Below are 23,930 nucleotides of genomic sequence, written 5' to 3' on the forward strand. Positions count from 1 at the left end.
TGACATCGATGCCGGGCTCGCCTGCCGACGTGGAGTCGGGGTCTCGTGCCGGGATCATGCGGAGGTCAGGTCATGGAGGTCGAACGTACTACATTCGGCACCATCACAATTGACGGGAAGATCTGAACACGACGTGATCGTTCGTCTGTCCGGCGAAGTGGCAAGGCGGAAGAAGAAGCTATCGAAGAAGTACTACGGCATCTCGCATGTCCTCTCGAAGGACGAAGCGAAGTTCGTCTTTGAGGACGGATGCGAGCAGCTAATTCCTGGCTCGGGCCAGATGGGCAACGTGCATCTATCGCCGCAAGCTGAGGCGTACTTTGCGAAAAAGGGTTGCGCGGTCCTGTTTCAGCCGACGCCTGAGGCATCCATACGTTCAACAACTCCTGCGCGAAGAAAGATTGGCCTTTTTCACGTTAGCTCCTGAATCGGTGAACTGCATACTCGAAGACCTGCTACTGCAAGTAGCGCGAAGCTACGCCATCGTCGGTCGCCCGCTTTTTCATTTATACCAACTGATGCCCGCGAACGGCTTCGGTCGGTCAAGCCGGGACTTGTAGGACTTTCGATCCGCTGTAATGTAAGGGATGCATGCGGAATCCGTATGGCTGCTTCCCGAAGGGCGCAGCGCACAATAAGCAGGCGCGAACCAACGTGCCGGTTTTAGATAGAGACCGACATGGCCGTTGGCGGATCGTTTGACACGTTCCCCAAGCTGCTGGCGCGAAATGCCGCGCGGTTTAGCAGCCGTCCTGCGTTTCGGCACAAGGATCTCGGCATCTGGCAGACGTGGACCTGGGCCCAAGTCGCAGAGATCGTGCGCGCTTACGCTGCGGGCTTGCATCGGCTTGGACTGCAGCCGGGAGACACGATCGCCATCGTTGGTTCCAACCGGCCGAAGCTCTATTGGACGCTGATGGCAGCGCAGGTGCTGCGCGCGATTCCGGTTCCGGTTTATTCGGATGCAGTGGCTGACGAGCTTGCTTATGTCCTCGCTCACGCTGACGTGAGGTTTGTTGCGGCGCAAGATCAAGAGCAGGTCGACAAGGTCTTTTCTGTATCCGACCGGGTGCCGCATCTCCACAAGGTCGTCTATGACGAGCCGCGTGGCCTCGATGACTACGATCACGACCGGTTGATCGGAATCCGCGATGTCATCGAAGATGGCCGAACCGCGCTTGCGGCCAGCGCGGCGCTCGGCAGGCAGATCGATGAGTTCATTCGGCAGGGTGAAGGTTCTGACATCTCGATCATCCTCTACACCTCGGGAACGACCGGCGCGTCGAAGGGCGTCATGCTGTCGGCGCGAGGCTGCATCGACGCTGCGACTGACACCGTCAGGTTTGACAGCCTGACCGACAAGGACGTGGCGCTCGCCTACCTGCCGCTCGCCTGGGTTGGTGATCATTACCTCAACTATGCACAGGGCATTGTCGCCGGATTCTGCATGGCGTGTCCCGAGAGCAGTGAGACGATCGAACAGGATCGGCGCGAGATCGGACCAACCTTCTATTTCGCCCCGCCGCGTGGATTCGAGGCCATGCTGACGCGGGTGATGATCCGCATGGAGGACGCTGCAGCCATTAAGCGGCGCATGTTCAACTACTTCCTTGGCATTGCGCGGCGGTATGGCGAGTCGATTTTGACCGGAAAGTCGGTGCCGCTGTCTGGCCGGCTGCTCTATGCGGTCGGGCGTTTGATGGTCTACGAGCCCCTCAAGAACGTTCTTGGCCTGTCTCGCGTGCGCGTCGCCTACACTGCAGGCGAGGCCATCGGTCCGGATCTGTTCGCGTTCTACCGCTCGATCGGATTAAACCTGAAGCAATTGTACGGCCAGACCGAAGCGTTCCTTTACGTTACCTGCCAGCCGGACGGTGAGATCTACTCCGATACGGTCGGCCCGGCTGCACCGAACGTCGACATCCGCATTGCGGAAACAGGCGAAGTGCAGTTTCACTCGCCGGGCATGTTCGTTGGATACTTCAAGGATCAGGCAAAGACCGCGGAGGCCATGACGTCCGACGGCTACGTCAAGACCGGCGACGCCGGTTTCTTCGACGAGAAGACCGGGCACCTGAAGATCATCGATCGCGCAAAGGATGTTGGTCGGCTGGCTGGCGGCACGATGTTTGCGCCGAAGTATCTTGAGAACAAGTTGAAGTTTTTTCCCAACATCAAGGAAGCGGTCGTTTATGGCGACTCCAGGGATTTCGTTTGCGCCTTCCTTAATATCGACCCGGTCGCTGTGGCGAACTGGGCCGAACGCAACAACATCGCATACGGTTCCTATCAGGAGCTGGCGGGGCATCCGCTGGTCTACGACATGGTGGCGAAAGATGTTGCCGAGGTGAACCGCTCCCTCGCGGAGGGAAAGGTGCTGGCGGGTGCGCAGATTCGTCGCTTTCTCATTCTGCATAAGGAACTCGACGCAGACGATGGCGAATTGACCCGCACGCAGAAGGTTCGCCGCGGGTTCATCGCCGAGCGATATGCGCCACTTGTCACGGCGCTCTACGACGGTTCGCATGAAGCCGACATTTCCACCGAGGTCACTTTTGAGGACGGCCGCAAAGGCGTGATCGCGGCACGGGTCAGGATCCGCGACGTGGAAACAATTGGTGCGGCGGAACCTTTGGGGAGAGCCGCATGAGAATGCCGGACACGAGCGAAGTCCTGCTTCAGGTCGAGGGCGTGTCGCTGGCGTTTGGCGGCGTGAAAGCGCTGAGGGACGTTTCGTTTGACATCAGGAAAGGTGAAATTCGCGCCATCATCGGACCGAACGGCGCCGGGAAGACTTCGATGCTCAACGTCGTCAACGGCTTTTATCATCCCAATCGCGGCGTCATCACCTTCAAGGGAAGGACCCGCGCCGAGATGCAGCCGTTCGAGGCGTCCCGGGGCGGTATCGCGCGCACCTTTCAGAACGTCGCACTGTTCAAGGGAATGAGCGCGCTCGACAATATTATGGCTGGCCGCACATTGAAGATGCGCCGGGGACTTCTGTGGCAGATGCTGCGCTACGGCCCTGCGCTGGCGGAGGAGATCGAGCATCGGCACCGGGTCGAGGAGATCATTGATTTTCTGGAGATTGAGGCGATCCGCAAGGTGCCGGTTGCGCGTTTGCCATACGGCCTGCAGAAACGCGTCGAACTCGGCCGCGCCCTTGCGATGGAGCCGGATCTTCTTCTCCTCGACGAGCCGATGGCAGGCATGAACCTCGAGGAGAAGGAGGACATGTCGCGCTTCATCATCGACGTCAACAATCATTACGGCACGACCATTGCGCTGATCGAGCACGACATGGCTGTGGTGATGGATCTCTCCCATCGCGTGGCGGTGCTCGATCACGGCGTGAAGATCGCCGACGGCACGCCGGATGAGGTCAAGGAGAATAAGGGCGTCATCGACGCCTATCTCGGCGTCGCGCACTAGGAGCATTGCGTGATCGGGTTGGGTCAATTTCTCGAAGTGCTGATCGGTGGATTGATGTCCGGCGTGCTGTACTCGCTGGTCGCTCTCGGTTTCGTGTTGATCTTCAAAGCATCCGGCGTCTTTAACTTTGCGCAAGGCGCAATGGTGTTGCTCGCCGGGCTTGCGCTGGTTCGCTCGCTCGACCTGCTGGTGGCATGGGGTTTCCCGCTTTGGGCTGCGATCATCTTTGGCTTTGGCTTCGCTGCCGTGATCATGGCGATAACCGCCTGGCTGATCGAGCGGTTCGTGATCGGGCCGCTTGTCAACCAGGACGGCCTCACGCTGTTCATGTCCACCATCGGCGTAACATTCATCCTCGAGGGTGCGGCGCAGATGATCTTCGGTTCCGATGCTTACCCTTTGCGGCTATTTCCGACGGACGCCTGGTTCCTGTTTGAAAATCTCTTTCCCGGTGGAATTCTGGTCAACAAACTGGATGTCTGGGGCGGCTTTATCGCCGGCATTCTGGTCGCGGGCCTCGCGATCTTCTTCGAGCGTACCAAGACTGGTCGCGCACTCAGGGCGGTTGCCGACGACCACCTGGCCGCGCAGTCGGTCGGGATTCCAATCAGCTGGATCTGGTTCGTGGTCTGGCTTGCTGCCGGTCTCGTCGCGCTTGTTGCGGCGACCGTGTGGGGTACCAAACTGGGCGTACAGTTCTCCATCACGTTTCTCGCGCTGAAGGCCTTGCCGGTTCTGATCATCGGAGGCCTTACCTCGGTTCCAGGGGCCATCGTCGGCGGGCTCATTGTGGGCGCGGGCGAGAAGATCGCCGAGGTGTTCCTGGGGGCTCATATTGGTGGCGGTATCGAATATTGGTTCGCCTATGTGCTGGCGTTGGCGGTGCTGCTCGTACGGCCGCAGGGGCTGTTCGGCGAGCGGATCATCGAACGCATCTGAGACGAGGAGTTCGTTGTGCTTTATCGTGAGGCCGGCCAATTCAAGACGACCTATGCGGAGGATATGGCGATCTTCCCGATCCGCCAGGACCGTATGGCGCTCGCCATCTTGCTCGGTATCGCCTTCATTGGCGTGCCGCTGCTGGCCGACTTCGATATTTGGCCGTTCGGCAGCGACTATCTGCTTCGCGCCATTCTGCTGCCCTTCCTGATCCTCGCGCTCGCCGCTATCGGCGTAAACATTCTTGTCGGCTATTGCGGTCAGATCTCGCTCGGCAGCGGCGCGTTCATGGCCATCGGCGCCTATTCTGCTTACAAGCTGGGGACCGGTGTTCACATTCCGCTTGCCTGGCTTGGCTTCGCGCTGTCGATCCCGCCGCTGCCCGTACTGGTAGCCATTCTGCTCGGCGGGCTCATGGCGGCTGTTGCCGGAATCCTCTTCGGTATTCCCAGTCTGCGGATCAAGGGCCTCTATCTGGCGGTCGCAACACTCGCAGCGCAGTTCTTTTTCGACTGGGTGTTCCTGCGGGTGTCGTGGTTCACCAATTATGCGCCGTCAGGGTCGGTCAATGCACCGACACTAGACTTCTTCGGTCTGAACGTAGGCACGCCGATCGAGCGCTATATGCTGTGCCTGATCTTCGTAACGGTGTTCGCGGTTCTGGCGAAAAACCTCGTTCGCGGCAATCTCGGCAGACAATGGATGGCGATCCGCGACATGGACATCGCCGCCGAGTTGATCGGTATCCGGCCGCTCTATGCAAAGCTCACGGCTTTCGCGGTTTCTTCATTTATCATCGGCGTGGCGGGCGCACTCTGGGCGTTCGTCTATCTGGGCTCGTGGGAGCCGCTCGCCTTCTCGATCGACCGCTCGCTGCAGCTTCTGTTCATGGTGATCATCGGCGGCCTCGGATCGATCATGGGTTCGTTCGTCGGTGCGGCCTTCATCCTCATTCTGCCGATCATGCTGAACCTGATTCCAACCCAGCTCGGTGTGCCGATTTCGACGGAGACGATTACTCATCTGGAGTTTATCATCTTTGGATCGTTGATCTGCTATCTTCTCATCAAGGAGCCACACGGGTTTGCCCGGCTTATATCGATTGGCAAGGAGAAGCTCAGACTTTGGCCGTTTCCTTACTGAAGAGCGATCGGGTTGAGATCGCACGCGGGTGACGGCCGTTGGTGGAAGGAGTGAGGAAGCAAAGCCCCCGACACAAAAGAGGGCTCAAAGAGGAGGACATCAATCATGCTACGCAACAAACTGATGCTGGCTGCAGCCATCCTTTCGGGCGGGGCGCTTGCCTCTCCTGCTGCAGCGCAGAACGAGCAGTTCATCCCGATACTATCCTACCGAACGGGCGCGTATGCCGTGAATGGCGTGCCGTACGCAAACGGCGTGGCCGACTATTACAACCTTATCAACGAGCGCGACGGCGGCATTAACGGCGTCAAGCTCATGGTCGAGGAATGCGAGACCGGCTATGCCACCGACAAGGGCGTTGAATGTTACGAGCGGCTCAAAGGCAAGGGTCCGACCGGTGCAGCCTTCATCAATCCGCTGTCGACCGGCATTACATTCGCCCTCACCGAAAAGACCGCAACCGACAAGATCCCGATTATCACGATGGGCTATGGTCGCGCCGATTCGAAGAACGGAGCCGTGTTCGCGTACAATTTTCCGCTGCTCGGCACGTACTGGTCCGCAGCCGATATCGCGATCCAGCACATCGCCAAGGAGGTCGGCGGTTTCGACAAGCTGAAAGGCAAGAAGATTTCGCTGCTCTACCACGACAGCCCTTACGGCAAGGAGCCGATCCCGATGCTGCAGGTGCTGGCAAGGAAGTACGGCTTCGAGTTTACGCCGATCCCGGTCACGCACCCCGGTGTCGAACAGAAGTCGCAATGGCTGGCGATCCGCCAGAACCGGCCGGACTATGTCCTGGTCTGGGGCTGGGGAGTCATGAACGGCACGGCGGTCAAGGAAGCCGCGGCCGTTGCCTATCCGCGCGACAAGATGATCGGTGTCTGGTGGTCAGGGGCGGAGCCGGATGTAACACCCGCTGGCGATCAAGCCACAGGCTATAAGTCGCTTATGCTTCAGCATGGTGCAGGCAAATTCCCCGTGCATGCCGACATCGAAAAATACGTCTATGCAAGGGGCAAGGGGTCGTCGTCGGAGCCTGGCAAGGTCGGCGAGGTTCTCTACAACCGCGGCATGGTGAACGCCATGCTCGGGATAGAGGCGATCCGCAAGGCGCAGGAAAAATTCGGCAAGAAGCCTCTCACGGGCGAGCAGGTCCGATGGGGTTTGGAAAACCTCAACCTCTCTGAAGCCCGTATCAAGGAAATCGGCTTCGAGGGCATGTTGAAGCCGATCAAGATTTCCTGCTCCGATCACGAGGGCGCGCGGGAGGGGCGCGTGCAGCAGTGGGACGGCAAGGGCTGGAAAGTCATCTCCGACTGGTACACGGCCAACCAATCCGACACCGAGCCGCTCGTCGACGACGTTTCCGCGAAGTATGCGGCGGAGAAGAAGATTCAGCCGCGCGACTGCTCGAAAGAAAGCTGAGCACATCTCGGCGATCCAGGAGGAGCGTTCGCTCCTCCCGGATCTTCGGAGAGCCGATACCGTCTGGAGAGAGTAGCGTGTCAAACCGTAAGGCGCCCACGGCGACAGAAGCGGCAGCGCCGTTTCTGTCGGTCAACAATATCGAGGTTGTCTACGATCACGTCATCCTCGTATTGAAGGGTGTATCGCTGGATGTGTCGCGGGGCGGTATTGTCGCGCTTCTCGGTGCCAATGGTGCGGGCAAGACAACGACGCTGAAGGCGGTCTCCAATCTGCTGCATGCGGAGCGTGGCGAGGTCACCAAGGGCTCGATCCTGTTCGACGGCGTCGAAGTGCAGTCCCTGTCGCCAAACGATGTGGTGCGGCGCGGCTGCATTCAGGTGATGGAGGGACGGCGTTGCTTTGCTCACCTCACGGTCGAAGAGAATCTCCTGACCGGCGCCTTTACGCGGACCGACGGCAAGGCAGCGATCGCGCAGGATCTGGAGCGAGTCTATGCCTATTTCCCCCGTCTCGGGGAGCGGCGTGGTTCGACCGCCGGCTATACGTCAGGCGGCGAACAGCAGATGTGCGTGATCGGCCGTGCGCTGATGTCGCGCCCGACGATGATCCTGCTCGACGAGCCTTCGATGGGCCTCGCGCCGCAGATAGTCGAAGAGATCTTCGAGATCGTGAAGGATCTGAACGTCAAGGAAGGTGTCTCGTTTCTTCTCGCCGAGCAGAACACCAATATGGCACTCAAATACGCCAATTACGGATATGTCCTCGAAAATGGCCGCGTGGTGATGGATGGCGAGGCGAGGGCGCTCGCCGCAAATGAGGACGTCAAGGAATTCTATCTTGGCGTCGCCGGGGAGAAGCGAAGATCATTCCGCGATGTGAAGCACTACAAGCGGCGCAAACGCTGGCTCATTTAGGCAATGGCGCCAAGCGATCGGCGCGCGTTGAGGCGCGCCGCGCGAGGCGTGGCGCAAGACCAGACCGTGGTTTGTCTCACACCGGCATCCGATCAGTGCAACATCGATGTCGGTTTGGTCATCGAGGCAAGCATACCACGCGTCGTTCCGCCAAGAATGATGTGTGCGCCGAATGTTTCCGCAACCGATAAGGCGTAGTTGGAACGCCACCTTGCGATGTCCCGTAAGACAGGTTGACAAGAATATCTTTGATCATGTGTCTGCCTCCAGTTAGGTGTTATGTTGCCAAAGAAGCCATGCGAACTCCGAGAGTCTCAGCAGCGGGATCGGAAACGCGAACCGAAACGCACCGTGTCGGAAAAAGAACGACGATCGAGACGCCTCCGCTCCCCCCAAGCAATGTTTCACGGAACGATTAGATCAGAAACGTGCGTCTGCGACCGAATTCGCATATGTACGTAGCCCTAGGCTGTAGCTCCCACATCAGAGCAGGCCTGTTCGAAGCAACACTCGCCATCAGCCTCAGCTGGTCGCGAATCAACGACGGGTTCAAAGTGGGCCGTTCTAGCAAAGCGCGCGTTGTCAGCAGGGCAGCGAAGCGAAAAAATTCTTCACCGCGGACTGCGACCTCTACTTCATCCCCCCTAGGGATGATGGCCCTCCATCTGCTCGCGCAATGGAGAAAGTCTGGCCGCAAAGGCCTCGTCTTTCTTGCTGAAAACGAGAATAGGGCCGAGCGGCTGGGTGCCATCATTCATGCCCTCGACCCTTCATGCGATGTACTCGTTTTTCCGAGACTGAATACGCTGCCTTTCGATCAACTGGAGCCATCGCACGAAATCGCGGGTAGACGAAGCTCGGTCTTGAGGCGCCTTGCCAAGCCTGAGAAGCCGATCCTGCTCGTGTCCACGGCAGAGGCCGTGATGGAGCGCTTGCCTACGCTGGCGAGTTGGTCCCGCGTGGTCATCCGTTTGAAAGTGGGCGCGGCGTTTTCTGAGCAAGAACTTCGGGCGCGGCTTGAGGCCCTCGGATATGACCTCGATGACGAGGCGGACTATCCCGGCGGTGCGCTGTTTCACGGGAAGACATTCGAGATTTTTCCCGCCGGTGCGCTTGGCCCGTTCAGAGTAGAGCATTCCGGCGGGGTGATACGTCGGATCGTGGCGTTCGATCCGACAGAACATGACATCGTTCTTGAGACGAAGGAGCTTCTCATCGACCCGATGTCAGAGCGGCTGGCGTTCGGGAATAGACGCGGAAAACGCTCGACCCTGTTCGACTATTGTGGTCGTGCCAAGTTGACAGCGGATGCAGGGGTTTCAGCGCATGCCGACGGCTGGCTTAGCACCATCGAGGAGGCGGCCGGTCGCGCTGACAGAGAGCGCGAATACCTCGGGAGGCGCGAATGGAAGCAGGCGACCAAGCGTATGAACGTGTTGTCGCAAAAGGCATCTTTCGCTCCCACACCGGACTTTTCGCAGGTCGCATCACCCAGGAAGGCGCTCCGCGCCTTCGTCGACGCGACGCAACGCGCCGGTTCACGGCTGGTTTTCGTCGCGGCGCAGGAGGACGACCTGCGCGTGATGGAGCGGATGAGCGGTGTCAAGGCGGAGCGCTTTGCGGATTGGAAGGATGCGACGGCCGGACGGAACCGGGAAGCGGCGCTTCTGGCCGACTTCGATAGGGGTTTTGTCATGCCTGGCGGGAAACCTCTTGTTGTCGTCACTGCTTCCGATGTGCTCGGCAGCAGGGCTCATCATTCGCAGCCGATGGCTAGAAGCTGGAGCGCGGCTTTCGACCACGCAGATGTGCCCGAGCGGGGTATAGTGGTCGTTCATCTGCAGCGGGGACTAGCCTTGCTCGACGGCTTGCAAACCGTGGCAACGGGGAGCGGGTCGTCTCGCGAAATGATCAGGCTCGTATTTGCGGGAGACGATGCCGTTCTCGTTCCGCCCGCCGACCTGACCATGATCTGGCCATACGCGTCGGAGCTCGGCGAGTTGAGCCTCGACAAAGCCGATGGAAGTACCTGGTGGACTCGGCGAACTGAGGCGGAGCACGAAATCCAAATCGCCGGCAAGCAGCTTTCCAAACACATCAGCCAGCGACGCCGCCGACGCGCTCCGAAACTTGTACCCCCTGGTCCCGCCTACGAGAGGTTCGTCGCGCGCTTTCCGTATTTCACGACGGTCGACCAAGCGAAGGCCATTAGGGACGTTTTGGATGATCTTGCGTCGGGCCACCCCATGGACAGGGTCATTTGCGGCGACGTCGGGTTCGGCAAGACCGAGGTGGCGTTGCGAGCCACGGCCGCCGTCGTGTTGTCAGGGAAGCAGGTGGCGATCGCGGTACCGACGACGGTCCTAGCAAGACAGCATGTCGCGACTTTCCGCAAACGTTTCGCACCTTTCGGTATCGAAGTGGGAAGTTTGTCGCGGACCGATTCGGGTTCGGAGGCGAGAGGGGTGAAGGAGGGGCTGAAGAGTGGAAAATTGAAGGTTGTGGTCGGAACGCAGGCTCTCGCCTCGAAGGACGTGAAGTTCGCCGGCCTCGGACTCGTCGTTATCGACGAGGAACAGCATTTTGGGGCGGCAGAAAAGGCGACACTTTCCGGGCTGGCCAAAAGTGTTCATAACCTTTGGATGAGCGCCACGCCGATTCCACGGACTCTCGCCGGCGGTCTTGCTGGCTTCAGGGATCTCAGCATCATTGCCTCTCCGCCCGTTCATCGACTCCCGGTCGTCACCAGGATCGCTCCGCTTTCGGATGCTGCTATTGCCGCGGCATTGCTGCGCGAGCAAAGGCGCCATGGGCAGAGCTTCTTGATCTGTCCGCGTATTCAAGATTTGGACCCGATGCTGGCGCGCGTTCAATCGGTGGCCCCGGATCTCCGCATCGTCTGTCTGCATGGCAAGCTGCCCGCCGACGACATAGACGACCGAATGATGAGCTTCGTCGAAGGCGCGGCGGACGTGCTGCTGGCGACCAACATCGTGGAGAGCGGTCTCGATATCCCACGTGCAAACACGATCGTGGTCTGTTGGCCCGAAAGGTTCGGTCTTGCGCAACTTCATCAACTCAGAGGAAGGGTGGGACGCGGTGGGATACGCGCGTTTGCGCATTTGTTGACCGATTCGGACTCGGAGCGATCTGAGAAGCGATTGGCCGTTCTGCAGGAGTTCAGCAGACCGGGCGCAGGTTTTGCCATCAGCGCGCGGGATCTGGACCTCAGGGGAGCGGGGGATGTGCTTTCAAAGCGGCAGTCGGGCCATGTGCAGGTGTTCGGACCCGTGCTCTACAGCCACCTTCTAAAATTGGCCTCGGAGAAAGCCGACGATAGGGCGGCCGACCTGTGGGTGCCCGACCTAAATCTGCCGGTAGGGGACATGTTGCCCGCGGGCTACGTGCAATCGGAGGCGGTTCGGCTGGAAATCTACGGTCGCGTTGCCAGATGTCGAAGCGAAGATGAGCTGGACGATTTGGAGGAGGAGACTTCCCGTCGCTTCGGCAGATTGCCTCCGGCGGCCCGCGATTTCTTTGCCGTAGCAAGGCTCAGGATCGAGTTCAGGCGAAGAGGAATCATAAGGTTTGATGTCGGCCCGGATGCCGTAGCCGCGACATTTCTGCCGGGACGGCTTCGGAAATCCAGGGCGCGATCGCTGCAACGCGACGGCGATCGGGTCGTCTACATCAGTAACGGTGGTCGTGAAGGAGCGCTTAGGAAGGTCGAAGAGTTCCTCGATCTTCTGGACGAGTGACCGCGGCCACTCACAAGCTCCACGTAAGATGTGATTAAAAATGGCACGGTACGGATCCGTCCGGAAACCCGTGAATCGTTTGTTGCGTTGCTTTCACGGAGCACACCTGGTGGGGAAGCGAGTGAGATATCGAGCACGGCGGGCACGCGGTGCTGGAGCATCATGGGAGAAGAAAGCATTTGATGAAGATGATCAAGGGACCGGCGATATTCCTCGCTACGTCAAGGACGCAGAGTTCAACCCGACGGGCTGACGGAGCCACTAGAAGCAAGCGGCCATAAGCAGGCCGCGTGGCGCACGGACCCGTCCCGATCCGGCGCGGGCGGGTGCATCGGCGACATCGGCACCCACGCCTTCAATCTCGCCTGCTTCGTCACTGGACTTGAGCCTGACGAACTACTCGCCCAGCTCTCGACCTTCGTTGGCGGCCGGCGTCTCGATGACGACGTCCAGATCCTTCTCAAGTGGAAGGGAGGTGCCAATCAAGTGGAAGGGAGGTGCCAAGGGTATGCTTTGGGCGAGCCAGGTCGCGGTCGGCAATGAGAACGGCCTAAAGCTGCGCGTATATGGGATCAAGGGCGGCCTCGAATGGGCACACGAAAATCCGAACTATCTCTGGTTCACGCCTTACGGGCAGCCCAAGCAACTCTTGACCCGCGGCGGTGCCGGCGCCTTGGTCGAGGCGGGCCGTGTCACCGGTGTGCCATCGGGGCAGCCCGAGGGTTATCTTAAGGGTTTCGCAATAATCTATGCTGAGACGGCGCGCGCCATCCGAGCAGCACAGGCCGGCAAAGCGCCGGATCCGGCGATGATCTTCCCGACCATCGAGGATGGCCTCGCCGGCGTGAAGTTCATCGAAGCCGCGGTGAACTCATCCTCGAGCAATGGCGGCGCCCTGGGTTCGGATCGCGTAAATGCCGACGTATTAACTTTGCGCGCCGAAGGCGAGTCATAGAGCGGGCTTCGACTAAGCTCGGGCCGACAACGTTCTAAGTAGGCCTAACGGATCCGTGGGGGAGCTATTGGACCGCCACGCTACGTGCCGGTCAGAGCGAACAACAATTAGCTTGCGATCCAGCTCGGATGGTTTTTCTCCGACATCGAGAAGCCTGAGAGGCACGCTGTAAGCCTCCGCGTATTTCAAAAGGAGGGTTACATCCAAACCAGGATCAGTTCGTACCAGCGTGTAGTAAGGTCCCAGCCTGTCATAGATAGATTCGCCCTCGGACAGCCAGAAATGCGGCAGTCGCGCCCCCGGCACCGTTGAGGGGGTGAAGCTTCCCATCGTGTATTCCGGCGCCGTTGTGCCATCGTAGGCGATGATGGGGGAGTTCGCGTAAAAATATCCAAAGTTCAGGCCGGCGCAGCAGTATTGTTGAACGTTCAGCTCATATGCGGCCTTACCCAAAGCTTCCCTTAGTTCGTCGCCCTGCTGTCCGCTCTCCTCAATGTCATCCGGTACTGCGCTTCTTTGCTCAAACATGGCGTGCGCGTGGTTCATGGCGAAATGAGACACTTGAGCCGTAATCGGCATGCGTTCGGCTTCATAGGCGTCGAGTATTGCATCGCTGGCCCAGCCCTTCAGATGAGCGGCAAGAAGCCACGCCAGATTTTCGGCGTCCGCAATTCCGGCGTTCATGCCGTAGCCTGCATAGGGTACCCAGATGTGACTGGCATCGCCGCATATGAAGACACGACCTTGCCGGAATCGATCCGCAACCAATCTTCTTCCAATCCAATCCTCCTTGCTGAGAACCTTGTATTGAAAGTCGGGACCAACGCCCAGAATGGTACGTATGGATGCGTTCCGATCGACGCTTTCGAAGTCAGTTTCGTCAGGCTTCAGATAGTTGTGGACGAGCCAGCGCTGCTTGCCGTCGATCGCGTATACGTTTCCGCAGCGTCTTGGGTTGAGTGAAAACATCGCCCAAGCCGGCGGCACCACCATCTTTGCTATGAGATCCGGCGCCTCTACGTAAGTGGACTGAACGCGTTGGACGACCGGGTCGCCTTTGAACGCAGCGCCGATCTGCTTGCGCACCGCGGAACTGCCGCCGTCGCATCCGATGAGAAATCGCGCGCGGAATTGCTGTTCGTTGCCGGAGGCCGATGTGGCGAACGCGGTTACGCCAGACTGATCCTCCTTGAATCTTGAATAGGCAGTCTCATTGAAAATGGTGATGCCATCCGTACTAGCTGCTCGCTGAAACAGGATGGGCTCAAGAAATATCTGATTGATGCGGTGTGGCGGTTCGGGAGTAGGCCACCAACCGTCAGGCCCGGACTTATCGGAGTAGCGATACTTCCTGGCGGGAATCTTGATCCTTGCGATCTCGATGCCGAGGGTCGTGGTCCTATAGCTGACATCATTGGGATAGTCCTCCGGCAATCCGGCATTTCGCAGGTCTTGCGCGACTTTGAGGCGCCGAAAAATCTCCATCGAGCGGGCGGAGACATGATTGCACTTCACACTCGGCGGTTCGCCGGCGGGACGACGTTCTATGATTCCAACGCCAATCCCGCGGGAAGCCAGATCGAGCGCCAGCGTAAGCCCTACTGGACCGGCGCCTACGATAAGTACATCAAACGATGCGGTTTCAGTCAGCATGAGGAGATTATCTCTTGGCAAAGGGCGGGGGTACCAGCCGAAGCAGATGCCAAGGACTCGGCATGGGGCCCTTCGCCTCGATCAAAATCGGTCCAGGATTTGATGCGCGTTCGACAAGAAGTCGCTCCAAATCGGACGGCCCTTCGGCGAGCTTGTAGGGAATCTCGAAAGCGGCGGCGAGCCGGTCATACTTTGGATTACATAGCTGAACGCCAAACTCTTCGCCGAACTGATCCTGCTGCATCTTGCGCACATTTCCAAAGTGACCGTCGTTGAAAACGACAATCGTCACGTTGAGATTGTACTTCCTTGCCGTCGACAGCTCCTGCAGTCCCCAGCCGAAGCCGCCATCCCCATTAATACTTACGACCATGCGCTTGGGATTGGCCGCAGCGACCCCGAGAGCGGTCGGAAACCCGTATCCAAGCGTGCCTTGATAGCCTGGTGTCAGGAAGGTGTGCGGTTGATAAACCGGATAAGCCAGCCGCGCAAAATAACCAACTTGCGTGAGTTCGTTGACCAACACTCCGTCATCGGGAATTCCTGCTCTCAGGGCCCGAACCCAGGCCCCTTGGGGTTCGATTCCGAACATCTGCTCACGTGCAGAAGCCCTTCGTTTTTCAAAGTCGACATCGCAGGGCCGACGTTTTGAACAGGCCGCATCGAGTGCAGAGAGCGCCAGCCGACAGTCGGCCTTAATCGCAATATCAGCCCGTCTCGGCGCTCCGAATACAGCTTCATCAAGGTTGATAAAAATGTAGGTCTTGTCATCGGGCGGCCAGGCCGGCTTACCCATTGCCGTCTCGACAAAGCGGCTGCCAACGACGAGAACGACGTCGGCCAGCGAAAAGAGATCGCGGCCTTCAAGCGTGTTGAATGCAAGGGGGTGCCGGTCAGATACGGCACCTTTGCCGTTCTCGCCCATGACGATCGGCATCTGAAGTTTTTCAGCGAGGGCCTGCAGTTCGAGGGAGGCGTTCGATGCGATCACGCCGCCTCCTACATACAGGACGGGAAAGCGGCAGGCCGAAAGCACCTCAGCGGCGCGTTCGATCTCCGCAAGCGGAGCACGATCTGTCCCAACAGGTTCCGCAGGGTCGACCAGCGGTATATCGGCGGTCGTACTCAGGAGATCATGTGAGATCTCGATTCCTACCGGTTGGGGGATTCCCTTCTTCAATTGCTGAAATGCCTGTCTGACCAGATTGGGGATGTCCTCGGCGCGGGATGCACGTCCGTTCCACTTGGTCACCGTGCCTAATATTTTCGTTTGGTTGCGAACTTCATGAAGGAGCCCGAGCCCCTTCCCAACGGCTGACGAATGAATGTCGCCGCAAATGCAGAGGACGCGTGAATTGCAGGCATAAGCGGTGGCGAGCCCCGCCATGGCGTTTAGAAGGCCGGGGCCCGGCACCACCATACAAACGCCGATTCCGTTCGTTGAACGGGCATGTCCGTCGGCCATATACGAGGCCGCTTGCTCGTGTCTCGCCACAAGGTAGCGAATTCTGTCCTTCATCTTGCGAAGCCCGTCGACGGCCCAGTCGAGCTGAACGCCTGGCACGCCAAAGACATCAGTGACGCCCTCCAGCGCGAGCTGACGCGCAAGAGCGTCTCCGCCGGTCTGTTCCATTCAATCGCCTCCGGTGCCTTCCCGACAAACGTTGGGGACGTTATGTTGACTTGAGACAGATGTCCACTGTCCGAACACCGAGCTTAATTGCGGGCAAGAACCTCGAGGGAAGTTGCATGGACACGTTGACATCAAGGACACGCTGGATCCGAGCACCTCATTCAATCCTCATAAGACGCTTCCAAAAAAATTGAGCCCGTTCGTTCGAGCGCTGCCGGGGCTACTTGACCCGTTTCTTTGGTGTCACTAGAATTGAACATAATGTCCACTAGATGGACAGCCTAGGAGAGCGCGAGGAACACAGAATGATGGCGCCGGGTCCACTGGAATCTCGTCGTGATGACTTCGCTCGACCGCGCTTCAACTCATCGTGGTGGTCGTCGCTGCGTCGGAGCGCTAGCTGCCTTGCGATGCTCTTCACCGTTCTGGCCAGCTCGCAGGGGCTGGCGCAGGAGTCGCGGCGGCCCGTCACCTTCGTTGTTCCGTTTTCGCCCGGAACCGGCCCCGACATCATCGCAAGAATAATTGCTGAAAAACTGCAGCCGAAGCTTGGTCAGCCCGTTATCGTCGACAACAAGACGGGCGCTAGTGGCAGCATTGGATCGCAAATGGTCACGCGCGCTACGCCGGATGGCCATACGCTGGTCGTAACTGCTGACCCGCCGTTCACGGCTAATGTCAGCCTGACGAAGCCGGTTATCTACGACCCCGTTAAGGGCTTCACGCCCGTCATTGAAGCTGCAGTAGGAACGCTTGCTCTCGTCGTCCATCCTTCTCTGCCGGCCAGTTCGATCAAGGAGCTGATCGCGTACGCGAAGGGTCGTCCTGGAGAGATCAATTATGCTTCGCCTGGTGTCGGCACTCCGCACCATCTCGCGATGGAATTCTTCAAGCTCACGGCAAAGATAGATTTGATGCACGTGCCGTTTCGAGACTCGGCTGGCGCGATCTCCAATCTCATAGGAGGCCATATCAGTGCGATGTTCCTGCCGGTTCACGTGGCGCTTCCTTTGGCGCCGGACAAGGTAAGGATTCTTGCGGTAGCGACGAAGACGCGCGCGCCGCAGCTTCCGGATCAGCCGACGTTGGACGAACTAGGATTCGCCGGTTTTGATGCGGATATCCGCTACGGTGTTCTCGGGCCGCCTGACATGCCGCCGGCTATCGTCGCGCGCTACAACTCGGAGATCGGGGAAATTCTTCGCTCCCCCGATGTGGCAGAGAGATTGGCAAAACAGGGATTGAGGCCAGTTGCTGAAACGCCGGAGAAGTATGTGGCCAACATTGTTCAGGACCTTGCGAAGTGGAGCCGTGTTGTCACGGACGCCAAGCTCTCGACGGACTAGCCCCATTCTGCCGACTAAGCGCTGATAGCGCTGATCGCATTCGACCAGCAACCTGGAGAACACGATATGTCCCATAGCCGTTTTGATGATCCGGATAAGCTCGTTGATACGGACAGGGGCTTCGTTAGCCGCGAAATTTTCGTTGATCCTGACCTCTACAAGGAGGAGTTGGAGAAGGTTTTCACCCGTGCCTGGCTGTTCATCGGGCACGAGAGCCTGATCCCCAAACCCGGCGACTTCTACACAACCCGAATGGGAGAGGAGTCTGTCATTCTGTGCCGGGACAAGCAGGGCATCGTGCACGCGTTTCTCAATTCGTGCCGTCATCGCGGCATGAAAGTGTGCCGCTATGAATCCGGGAATACCTCGCTCTTTACATGCCCATACCACAGTTGGACGTACACAACTGATGGCAAGCTCCAAGGCGTGCCCCATTTTAGAACCCTGTACGAGGGGCTTGATCGAGAGGCAAATTCGCTCGTTTCAGTTGCCAAGCTTGCGATTTACAAGGGAACGATCTGGGCCACCTGGGACAAGGATGCTCCCGATTTCATCACCTATCTCGGCGACGCGAAGATTCATCTCGACCAGGCGCTCGATTGCCGTGATGGCCGGAGCGGCGGTTCCGAGGTGATCGGCGTACATAAGTGGATTTTCCCGGCGAACTGGAAATTCGCCGCCGAGAATTTTCTCGGCGACACCTACCACAATCCGAGTCATCGCTCTGTCGATCTTATCGGCATCGGGCCGAGCGCCGCAGCGGGAAAGAAGGGGCGCCGGGACGACGAGCTGGAAAAGGCGCAGCACGTTTGGATCAGTTTCCCGGAAGGACACGGCGTTCATAGCGCGATCCAACCCGAAGAGAATGAGTATATCGAATCGTTTCTGGATAACCCGGTGCTGGAGCAATATTTCCGTCACTGCTTCGAGGAGCGCAAACGGCGACTCGGAGAGCAGGCGAGGCTGTTGCCGTTCGTCGGCACGATTTTCCCAAATACGTCGTATCACGGGCGTCAGCCTCGCGGGCTTTGCGCCTGGCACCCACATAGCCCGACCTCCACCGAAGGGTGGCGGTTCTTTCTGGTCGACGCTGATGCGCCGCAGGAAGCCAAAGACTATCTACGTCGCTACTACATGCGCTACTCGGGTCCGGCCGGGATGACCGAGCAGGACGACATGGAGAACTGGCTCTATGCCACCGCTGCCAGTATGGGGACGGTCGCTCGCCGCTATCCGTTCAACTATCAGCAGTCGCTTGGTGCCTGGACGAAAGAGCACGCTCTCGGTGGCACTGTCAGCCTCCAGATTACCGAGGAGATTGCGCGCGGCTATTACGCGCGCTGGAAGTCGTACCTCAGGGGTGCCGCGTGGGATGAACTCCTTGGTGTTAGCGGAAACTTGCCTCAGAGGGCAGCAGAGTGATTCCATCGCGCGTAGTCATCGTGACGGGCGGGACCTTCGGGATTGGCCGCGCCATTACCCTTGGCCTTGCCGCACGAGGGCATTCCGTGGTCGCGTTCGGACTTGAGACCGCGCAGGTTTCGAGCACCGCTGCCAACGCTATTCCGAGCCTGGAAGCTGAGATCAAGCAGCGCGGCCTTCAGGCCGTGCTGATGGAGGCAGACGTTTCCAGTGCCGAGGACGTCGCTCGGGTCGTCGATCAAACGCTGGGGAAGTACGGACGAATCGACGCACTCGTGAACAATGCCGCAATCGGTCCGCTCGGTACCGTGCTCGACATCGACGAGGCCCTGTTCGATCGCATCATGGCGGTGAACCTGAAGGGGCCTTATCTGTGCAGCCGCGCGGTGATTCCGCACATGATCAGGGCCGGCGGTGGTGCAATCATCAACGTAGGCTCAGGCGCCGGCTGGGGAAAACCAGGCATGGCGGCTTACAGCGCGAGCAAGGGGGGACTCGTGGCGCTCGGGACAGCGACCGCCTACGATTTCTTGCACCATCATGTTCGCGTCAACACGGTGGTACCGGGCGGCGGCGGCATTGTGACCGGGATGAGCCTCGGTCGGGTAGGCCGCGATCCGTCGCGGTTCGGTCAGGGCGCGCCCGGGACCGCAGCCGGCCGTGCCGTGAATGGCGAAGACGTCGCCAACGTCGTCGCCTTCCTGATATCACCGGAGGCGGAGACGATCTCCGGAACAATCATCGATGTCGGTTGCTTTGCCCATCAGGGTGGCCCCGTACCAGCGAAGCCCGCGACCCACACTATCTAGGCCCTCAAGGAGAACAGCATGGCCGCCGTGCTTGAAACCATCCCGCCGTCGCCGACCGGATCAGCCGAGCTTCCGCGCACGGACGCTCACTATCGGCTGAGGGCAGATATCGAAGAATTCCTCTATGCGGAAGCCGAACTGCTCGATGAGCGCCGGTTTCGCGACTGGCTCGATCTGCTTGCTGATGACATTACCTATTTCATGCCGATCCGCCGCAACGTCAAATTCGGGCAGCATGGCGAGCGAGAAAACACCCGCACAGGGATCGGGATCAGCTGGTTTGATGAGGACAAGTGGACGCTGACGAAACGAGTCGACCAGATCCTGACGGGCGTTCACTTCGCCGAGGAGCCGCTGTCGCGTGTTTGCCACATGGTAAGTAACGTCCAGATCAAGAAAGTGTTGCCATCCCTGGATGATCCGCGCGAGGTCGAAGCGCGATGCCGCTTCTTGATTTATCAGAATCGGGTCGAGTACGAGACCTATACGTTCGTCGGGAAACGCACGGACGTGCTCCGCATGACTGATAACGGCTGGAAGATCGCGCGGCGTGAGATCATCCTCGATCAGAATGTGCTCCTGGCAAAGAACCTGTCGGTATTCTTCTAAGGCGCGGCAATGATCAACGTTCTGACCCTCAAACCGGGCGACCGTCTCGAGCTTGAAGACGGGACGATCGCTGAGGTTCTGGAGAATATGGACGACGGAATGTGGGTTCAGGTTCGTTACCTTGAGGTTGCGCGAAATCCTGCGGAGGTCGGCGACATTGAGCTCTGCCATGCGCAGGATATTGCAAAGCTTCTGAATGCGACCTGAAATGTCGAGGTTCCGGGACAGACCTATGCTTCGTTTCGATTACCTGCCGAGCGACTTTCACCCGCTGTTCCTGTTTTTGGGCGAGCGCGAAGACCTGACGGCGTTAGCAGGCCTCCTTCGTATGTTTGCAGAGGGACGGAGATCTTTCGACGTCGGGGAGCAATTGCCCGGCGCCCGCTCAAAAGCGAAATTGACGGTTGTTCCGGAAGAAGGAGGCGCAGGAAACTACGGATTAAAGCCTGATGGGCCGGGCAGTTTCCGGTGGGGCCTCAATGCGTGGCAGGCTGAAGAGATCGCCCGACGTATTGAGCTTCTTGCCGCCGCCAATAACAAATCGGGATCCGAAATCATCGAATTGGGCACGGAGGACGAGATTCCCGTCAAGATTTCCCTTGGAGAGTTCACGGACGACTTTCTCGTCCGACGCTTTTAGCGCGGCAATGCGACAACGGCAGCGCCGTGTCTAGGGCTGCTGTCGAACCTTGCGGGTACTTTCAACCTCAGGCGCCGCGACGCCAGGGCGCTTTGGTCGATATCCGAGCTGAGTTGAAAGCGTGCTGGCCGCACCCACAACGAGCTTGGCAATCTTCGGAACGTCGGAGTCATTCACGCGTGCGGTCGGCCCGAAAACGCCAATCGATCCGATGACCTCGCCGTTGTGGTTGAAAAAGGGAGCCGCTACGGCGACCGCGCCAAGAATGACTTCACTTCTGCTCGTTGCATACCCTTGGGCGCGAATGGCCTTCAGCGCGGTGACGAACTCGATTTGCCGGGCCTTGCTGAGAGCCTTGCTGATCGCTGCCGCCTGCCTATCCTCGTCAAGAAAGGCGAGGATCGCCTTGCCGGTTGCCCCGACGACGAGGCCGCCTCTGTCTCCGATGCCCCTTGCAATGTGCAAGACGTGATGGCTCTCCAGTTCGAGAACGCAGATCCGATGGTCGTCCTGCATGACAAACAGTGCGGCGGTTTCGCCGGTTTTCTCGCGAAGGCCCGCGACGATGGGTCTCGCCACATCAATGAGCTTGATTCCAGACAGCCACGCATGCGCGAGATGCATCACGCCATGGCCTAGCCTGAAGCGTTGAGGATCACCTTCGGCAGTGATCAGCCCGGTGCCTGCGAGAGTTTGCAGCAGCCGGTATAGGGTCGGTCGGCTCAGTCCCACGAGACGCTGGATTTCGAGAACGCTCATCACGGGCGTTTCGGCCGTGAAGCACTGCAGAACCGCGATGGCTCGATCGACAGCCCTGACCGTCGACAGGGATTCGCCGCCGGACTTTTCCGCGCGACGGCGCTGACGACCTACGCTGTTCGAGTCGGAAGATGAGGCGACTTTTTTGGGCTTACGTTTCACGGGCGATCACGAACTCATGGAACTTCCTTGTACCGGCGGTCCGGGCCCCGGTCAAACCGTCGCACGTGCTTCCGGAGACGTGCCTTGGGATCGAGGTGTGTCCGCAACGCTAACCGTGCGGAGGGTCGTCCTTTCGAGGGGTTCCTCCAGCAGAGTTGACCATCTTGACGCTCCGCAACTGACCCTCTAGCCTCCATATTGAACATGATGTCCATGCAATGGACACATCCATCCGGTGCAAGCCGGCCAAAGAAATGACAGGGAGAAAATGGATGAGCGCGATCTCGCGTCGGACGGTTTTGCTGACCGGCTTGCTGGCTCCGACGATTGTCTATGGTCAGCATTTTCCTTCGCGCACTGTCACCATCATCATCCCGTTCGCTCCCGGCGCGTCCAGCGACGGGGTGGCGCGCATCGTGGGAGAAAAGCTCGCGCAGCTTCTGGGGCAGCCTTTTGCTATTGAAAATCGACCTGGAGCAGGGGGGACTACGGGACTAATCGCTTTGGCGCGGTCGAGTCCCGACGGTCATGCAATTGGAATTGGGGCGACGGGTGCGCTCGTTATCAATCCTCACGTGCCCGATGCGAGCCCGAACTTCGAACCTCTGCGCGAGCTAACGCCGATCGCAAAGCTCGTCGATATTCCCCTGGTGCTTGTTGCCAATCCGGACGCTGGCGTTAGATCGCTCAAGGAACTGATCGACCGCTCTCAACAGAAAGTGGATGGATTTTCCTACGGTTCGACGGGCGTGAACTCCTCGCAGCACCTCGCGATCGAGCTTCTCAAAAAGGCAACCAAGGCAAACCTCGTCCATGTGCCTTATCGCGGGAGTGCTCCCGCTATGACCGACGTTCTCAGCGGCCAAATCCCGCTGTGTTCCGTCGACCTGACTTCGGCGCATCCGCACATCAAGGCGGGAAAGGTTGTGCCGCTGGCGATCATGTCGGCCCGGCGGGTTGATTTGGTCCGCGATATTCCAACGGTCGCAGAACAGGGTGTGCCGAACTTCGAAGTCTCCGCGTGGCTTGGCATGCTTGGGCCGGCAGGTATTCCGAACGAAATCGTCGTGCGGGTGTCTGAACATATCAGAACCTCGCTCGCTGATTCCACGGTGCGTGAGCGGGTGCGCCAGATTTCATGCGTTGATGCTTATCTCGACTCGTCGGATTTCACGGCTTTTCTCCAAAGAGAGTCAGCCAAGATGCGCGATCTGGTCCGTTCAGGCTGAAACGACAAGCGCGAATAACTGAGAGGCCGGTTCTGCCAGCAAACTGACCGCAGCCGACCATTCACATGCCGGCCGCTGGCCAACACTTTGGAGAGCACCATGAATGGACTTCATCGCATCTGGTCGCTGCTGCGCCTCGTAACAGTAACCATCGCCTTCTCGCCATTGATTGCCGGAGCACAGCCGCAGGCCTCCTCCTCTTATCCAAACCGACCAGTTCGCCTTGTTGTCGGCTTTGCGCCCGGCGGCAGCAACGACATTCTGGCGCGCGTGCTGGCGGAAAAATTGCACAAGGCCCTTGGCCAGCCGGTGATCGTGGAGAACAAGCCAGGAGCGGGCGGGGCCACGGCAGCAAGCTTCGTCAAAAGCCAGGAGCCGGACGGATACACGCTCATGGTTGGAGCGAGCGGCGCGATGGTCGTGGGGCCGGCCGTCTCGGCACAAACGCCGTATGACACCAAACGTGATTTCCAGCCGATCAGTATCCTGGCGACTTTCCCTCTCGTATTGGTCGTCTCGGCGGATGCGCCCTTCAAGTCCTTGCCCGAGTTCATTGAATGGACGAAGAAAAATTCGTCCAGCGCAAACTATGCGAGCGCCTCTCCAACGTTCACGCTCGCGTTTGAACTGCTGAAACTCAAGACCGGCGCGACGCTGCAGCGCGTTTCATACCGAGGCACTAACGATGCGGTGGTCGCGGTTTTGTCCAAGCAGGTGACTGCGGCGATGACGGACACGCTTCCCGCGATGCCGCTGATCAAGGACGATAAGCTTCGTGCCTTGGCAGTGACAGCGTCAGCCAGACTGCCGCAGCTGCCAGATGTTCCCACGATCGCAGAAGCAGGTGTTGCCGGTGCTGAAGCCATCTTCTGGTCGGGATTGTTCGCGCCCAAAGGCACGCCGAAGGACATCACGGCGAGCCTTGAAGCGGAAGTGCATAAGGTAATGCAGGACGATGAGGTGCGCCAACGTCTCCGAACCCTCGCCACGGAGGCGGCGAGCAGCACGTCGCAGGAGTTCTCCGCGAGGATCACATCGGAGCTGCAGTCGTGGAGCGCCGTCGCGAAATCGGCGAATGTTCAGCTCGATCAATGAT

19 protein-coding genes and 1 pseudogene are annotated in these 23,930 nt (G+C 59.0%); 17 read left to right on the forward strand and 3 right to left on the reverse strand.

Going from position 1 to position 23,930, the window contains the following annotated elements; all coding sequences use genetic code 11:
* Nucleotides 1-133 precede the first annotated feature (133 nt).
* The 9 genes and pseudogenes from V1288_RS24365 to V1288_RS24405 all read left to right on the forward strand — a co-directional run.
* Complete coding sequence (locus V1288_RS24365; protein WP_334359457.1) at nucleotides 134-427, forward strand: hypothetical protein; 294 nt, start codon at nucleotides 134-136, stop codon at nucleotides 425-427.
* Nucleotides 428-679: 252 nt separating this feature from the next.
* On the forward strand, nucleotides 680-2,650 hold the full coding sequence (locus V1288_RS24370; RefSeq protein WP_334359458.1) for an AMP-binding protein: 1,971 nt from the start codon (nucleotides 680-682) through the stop codon (nucleotides 2,648-2,650).
* Complete coding sequence (locus V1288_RS24375; RefSeq protein ID WP_334359459.1) at nucleotides 2,647-3,432, forward strand: ABC transporter ATP-binding protein; 786 nt, start codon at nucleotides 2,647-2,649, stop codon at nucleotides 3,430-3,432. Before V1288_RS24370 ends, V1288_RS24375 begins: the two co-directional genes overlap by 4 nt.
* A gap of 9 nt (nucleotides 3,433-3,441) precedes the next feature.
* Nucleotides 3,442-4,371, forward strand: coding sequence for a branched-chain amino acid ABC transporter permease (locus tag V1288_RS24380; RefSeq protein WP_334359460.1), 930 nt, complete (start codon nucleotides 3,442-3,444; stop codon nucleotides 4,369-4,371).
* Between the two features lie 15 nt (nucleotides 4,372-4,386).
* Nucleotides 4,387-5,514, forward strand: coding sequence for a branched-chain amino acid ABC transporter permease (locus V1288_RS24385; RefSeq protein WP_334359461.1), 1,128 nt, complete (start codon nucleotides 4,387-4,389; stop codon nucleotides 5,512-5,514).
* A gap of 105 nt (nucleotides 5,515-5,619) precedes the next feature.
* Nucleotides 5,620-6,942 carry an ABC transporter substrate-binding protein gene (locus V1288_RS24390; protein ID WP_334359462.1) on the forward strand — a complete coding sequence of 441 codons (1,323 nt, stop codon included), beginning with the start codon at nucleotides 5,620-5,622 and terminating at the stop codon, nucleotides 6,940-6,942.
* Nucleotides 6,943-7,019: 77 nt separating this feature from the next.
* Nucleotides 7,020-7,859 (forward strand): ABC transporter ATP-binding protein, encoded by an 840-nt coding sequence (locus V1288_RS24395; RefSeq protein WP_334359463.1) that lies wholly within the window; start codon nucleotides 7,020-7,022, stop codon nucleotides 7,857-7,859.
* A gap of 650 nt (nucleotides 7,860-8,509) precedes the next feature.
* On the forward strand, nucleotides 8,510-11,617 hold the full coding sequence (locus tag V1288_RS24400; protein WP_334361394.1) for a DEAD/DEAH box helicase: 3,108 nt from the start codon (nucleotides 8,510-8,512) through the stop codon (nucleotides 11,615-11,617).
* 243 nt (nucleotides 11,618-11,860) lie between these two features.
* A pseudogene (locus tag V1288_RS24405) lies at nucleotides 11,861-12,572 on the forward strand (Gfo/Idh/MocA family protein); the annotation flags it as partial.
* Nucleotides 12,573-12,584: 12 nt separating this feature from the next.
* Here V1288_RS24405 and V1288_RS24410 read toward each other — a convergent pair.
* Nucleotides 12,585-14,225, reverse strand: coding sequence for an FAD-dependent oxidoreductase (locus V1288_RS24410; RefSeq protein WP_334359464.1), 1,641 nt, complete (start codon nucleotides 14,223-14,225; stop codon nucleotides 12,585-12,587).
* 7 nt (nucleotides 14,226-14,232) lie between these two features.
* Nucleotides 14,233-15,858 carry a thiamine pyrophosphate-binding protein gene (locus V1288_RS24415; RefSeq protein ID WP_334359465.1) on the reverse strand — a complete coding sequence of 542 codons (1,626 nt, stop codon included), beginning with the start codon at nucleotides 15,856-15,858 and terminating at the stop codon, nucleotides 14,233-14,235.
* 305 nt (nucleotides 15,859-16,163) lie between these two features.
* Between V1288_RS24415 and V1288_RS24420 the strand changes: the two genes are divergently transcribed.
* The 6 genes from V1288_RS24420 (at nucleotide 16,164) to V1288_RS24445 (ending at nucleotide 20,684) form a co-directional block, all read left to right on the forward strand.
* Nucleotides 16,164-17,204: a Bug family tripartite tricarboxylate transporter substrate binding protein gene (locus V1288_RS24420; RefSeq protein WP_334359466.1), complete on the forward strand. Its 1,041-nt coding sequence runs from the start codon at nucleotides 16,164-16,166 to the stop codon at nucleotides 17,202-17,204.
* Nucleotides 17,205-17,270: 66 nt separating this feature from the next.
* Complete coding sequence (locus V1288_RS24425; RefSeq protein ID WP_334359467.1) at nucleotides 17,271-18,626, forward strand: aromatic ring-hydroxylating oxygenase subunit alpha; 1,356 nt, start codon at nucleotides 17,271-17,273, stop codon at nucleotides 18,624-18,626.
* A complete protein-coding gene (locus tag V1288_RS24430; RefSeq protein ID WP_334359468.1) occupies nucleotides 18,623-19,435 on the forward strand; it encodes an SDR family NAD(P)-dependent oxidoreductase in 813 nt (270 codons plus the stop codon). Before V1288_RS24425 ends, V1288_RS24430 begins: the two co-directional genes overlap by 4 nt.
* Nucleotides 19,436-19,453: 18 nt before the next feature.
* Entirely contained in the window at nucleotides 19,454-20,044 is a 591-nt protein-coding gene (locus tag V1288_RS24435) for a 3-phenylpropionate/cinnamic acid dioxygenase subunit beta (RefSeq protein WP_334359469.1), read from the forward strand.
* Between the two features lie 9 nt (nucleotides 20,045-20,053).
* Nucleotides 20,054-20,251 carry a hypothetical protein gene (locus V1288_RS24440; protein ID WP_334359470.1) on the forward strand — a complete coding sequence of 66 codons (198 nt, stop codon included), beginning with the start codon at nucleotides 20,054-20,056 and terminating at the stop codon, nucleotides 20,249-20,251.
* Between the two features lie 25 nt (nucleotides 20,252-20,276).
* The gene (locus V1288_RS24445) at nucleotides 20,277-20,684 is read left to right on the forward strand and encodes a hypothetical protein (RefSeq protein WP_334359471.1); all 408 of its coding nucleotides are present in this window, start codon (nucleotides 20,277-20,279) and stop codon (nucleotides 20,682-20,684) included.
* 30 nt (nucleotides 20,685-20,714) lie between these two features.
* On the opposite strand, the gene V1288_RS24450 is transcribed toward V1288_RS24445, so the two are convergent.
* Nucleotides 20,715-21,605, reverse strand: a complete 891-nt coding sequence (locus V1288_RS24450) for an IclR family transcriptional regulator (RefSeq protein ID WP_334359472.1) — start codon at nucleotides 21,603-21,605, stop codon at nucleotides 20,715-20,717.
* A 272-nt stretch (nucleotides 21,606-21,877) separates the two neighbouring features.
* Between V1288_RS24450 and V1288_RS24455 the strand changes: the two genes are divergently transcribed.
* Entirely contained in the window at nucleotides 21,878-22,834 is a 957-nt protein-coding gene (locus tag V1288_RS24455) for a Bug family tripartite tricarboxylate transporter substrate binding protein (RefSeq protein ID WP_334359473.1), read from the forward strand.
* Between the two features lie 99 nt (nucleotides 22,835-22,933).
* Complete coding sequence (locus V1288_RS24460) at nucleotides 22,934-23,929, forward strand: Bug family tripartite tricarboxylate transporter substrate binding protein (RefSeq protein ID WP_334359474.1); 996 nt, start codon at nucleotides 22,934-22,936, stop codon at nucleotides 23,927-23,929.
* Nucleotide 23,930 lies beyond the last annotated feature (1 nt).

Source organism: Bradyrhizobium sp. AZCC 2176, assembly GCF_036924645.1.
Lineage (GTDB): Bacteria > Pseudomonadota > Alphaproteobacteria > Rhizobiales > Xanthobacteraceae > Bradyrhizobium.

Bases quoted from the DNA above. Each gene is read 5' to 3' on its own strand.
- V1288_RS24370 (WP_334359458.1), top strand. From the start codon at position 680: ATGGCCGTTGGCGGATCGTTTGACACGTTCCCCAAGCTGCTGGCGCGA.
- V1288_RS24375 (WP_334359459.1), top strand. From the start codon at position 2,647: ATGAGAATGCCGGACACGAGCGAAGTCCTGCTTCAGGTCGAGGGCGTG.
- V1288_RS24390 (WP_334359462.1), top strand. From the start codon at position 5,620: ATGCTACGCAACAAACTGATGCTGGCTGCAGCCATCCTTTCGGGCGGG.
- V1288_RS24400 (WP_334361394.1), top strand. From the start codon at position 8,510: ATGATGGCCCTCCATCTGCTCGCGCAATGGAGAAAGTCTGGCCGCAAA.
- V1288_RS24410 (WP_334359464.1), bottom strand. From the start codon at position 14,225: ATGCTGACTGAAACCGCATCGTTTGATGTACTTATCGTAGGCGCCGGT.
- V1288_RS24415 (WP_334359465.1), bottom strand. From the start codon at position 15,858: ATGGAACAGACCGGCGGAGACGCTCTTGCGCGTCAGCTCGCGCTGGAG.
- V1288_RS24420 (WP_334359466.1), top strand. From the start codon at position 16,164: ATGATGGCGCCGGGTCCACTGGAATCTCGTCGTGATGACTTCGCTCGA.
- V1288_RS24425 (WP_334359467.1), top strand. From the start codon at position 17,271: ATGTCCCATAGCCGTTTTGATGATCCGGATAAGCTCGTTGATACGGAC.
- V1288_RS24435 (WP_334359469.1), top strand. From the start codon at position 19,454: ATGGCCGCCGTGCTTGAAACCATCCCGCCGTCGCCGACCGGATCAGCC.
- V1288_RS24440 (WP_334359470.1), top strand. From the start codon at position 20,054: ATGATCAACGTTCTGACCCTCAAACCGGGCGACCGTCTCGAGCTTGAA.
- V1288_RS24445 (WP_334359471.1), top strand. From the start codon at position 20,277: ATGCTTCGTTTCGATTACCTGCCGAGCGACTTTCACCCGCTGTTCCTG.
- V1288_RS24455 (WP_334359473.1), top strand. From the start codon at position 21,878: ATGAGCGCGATCTCGCGTCGGACGGTTTTGCTGACCGGCTTGCTGGCT.
- V1288_RS24460 (WP_334359474.1), top strand. From the start codon at position 22,934: ATGAATGGACTTCATCGCATCTGGTCGCTGCTGCGCCTCGTAACAGTA.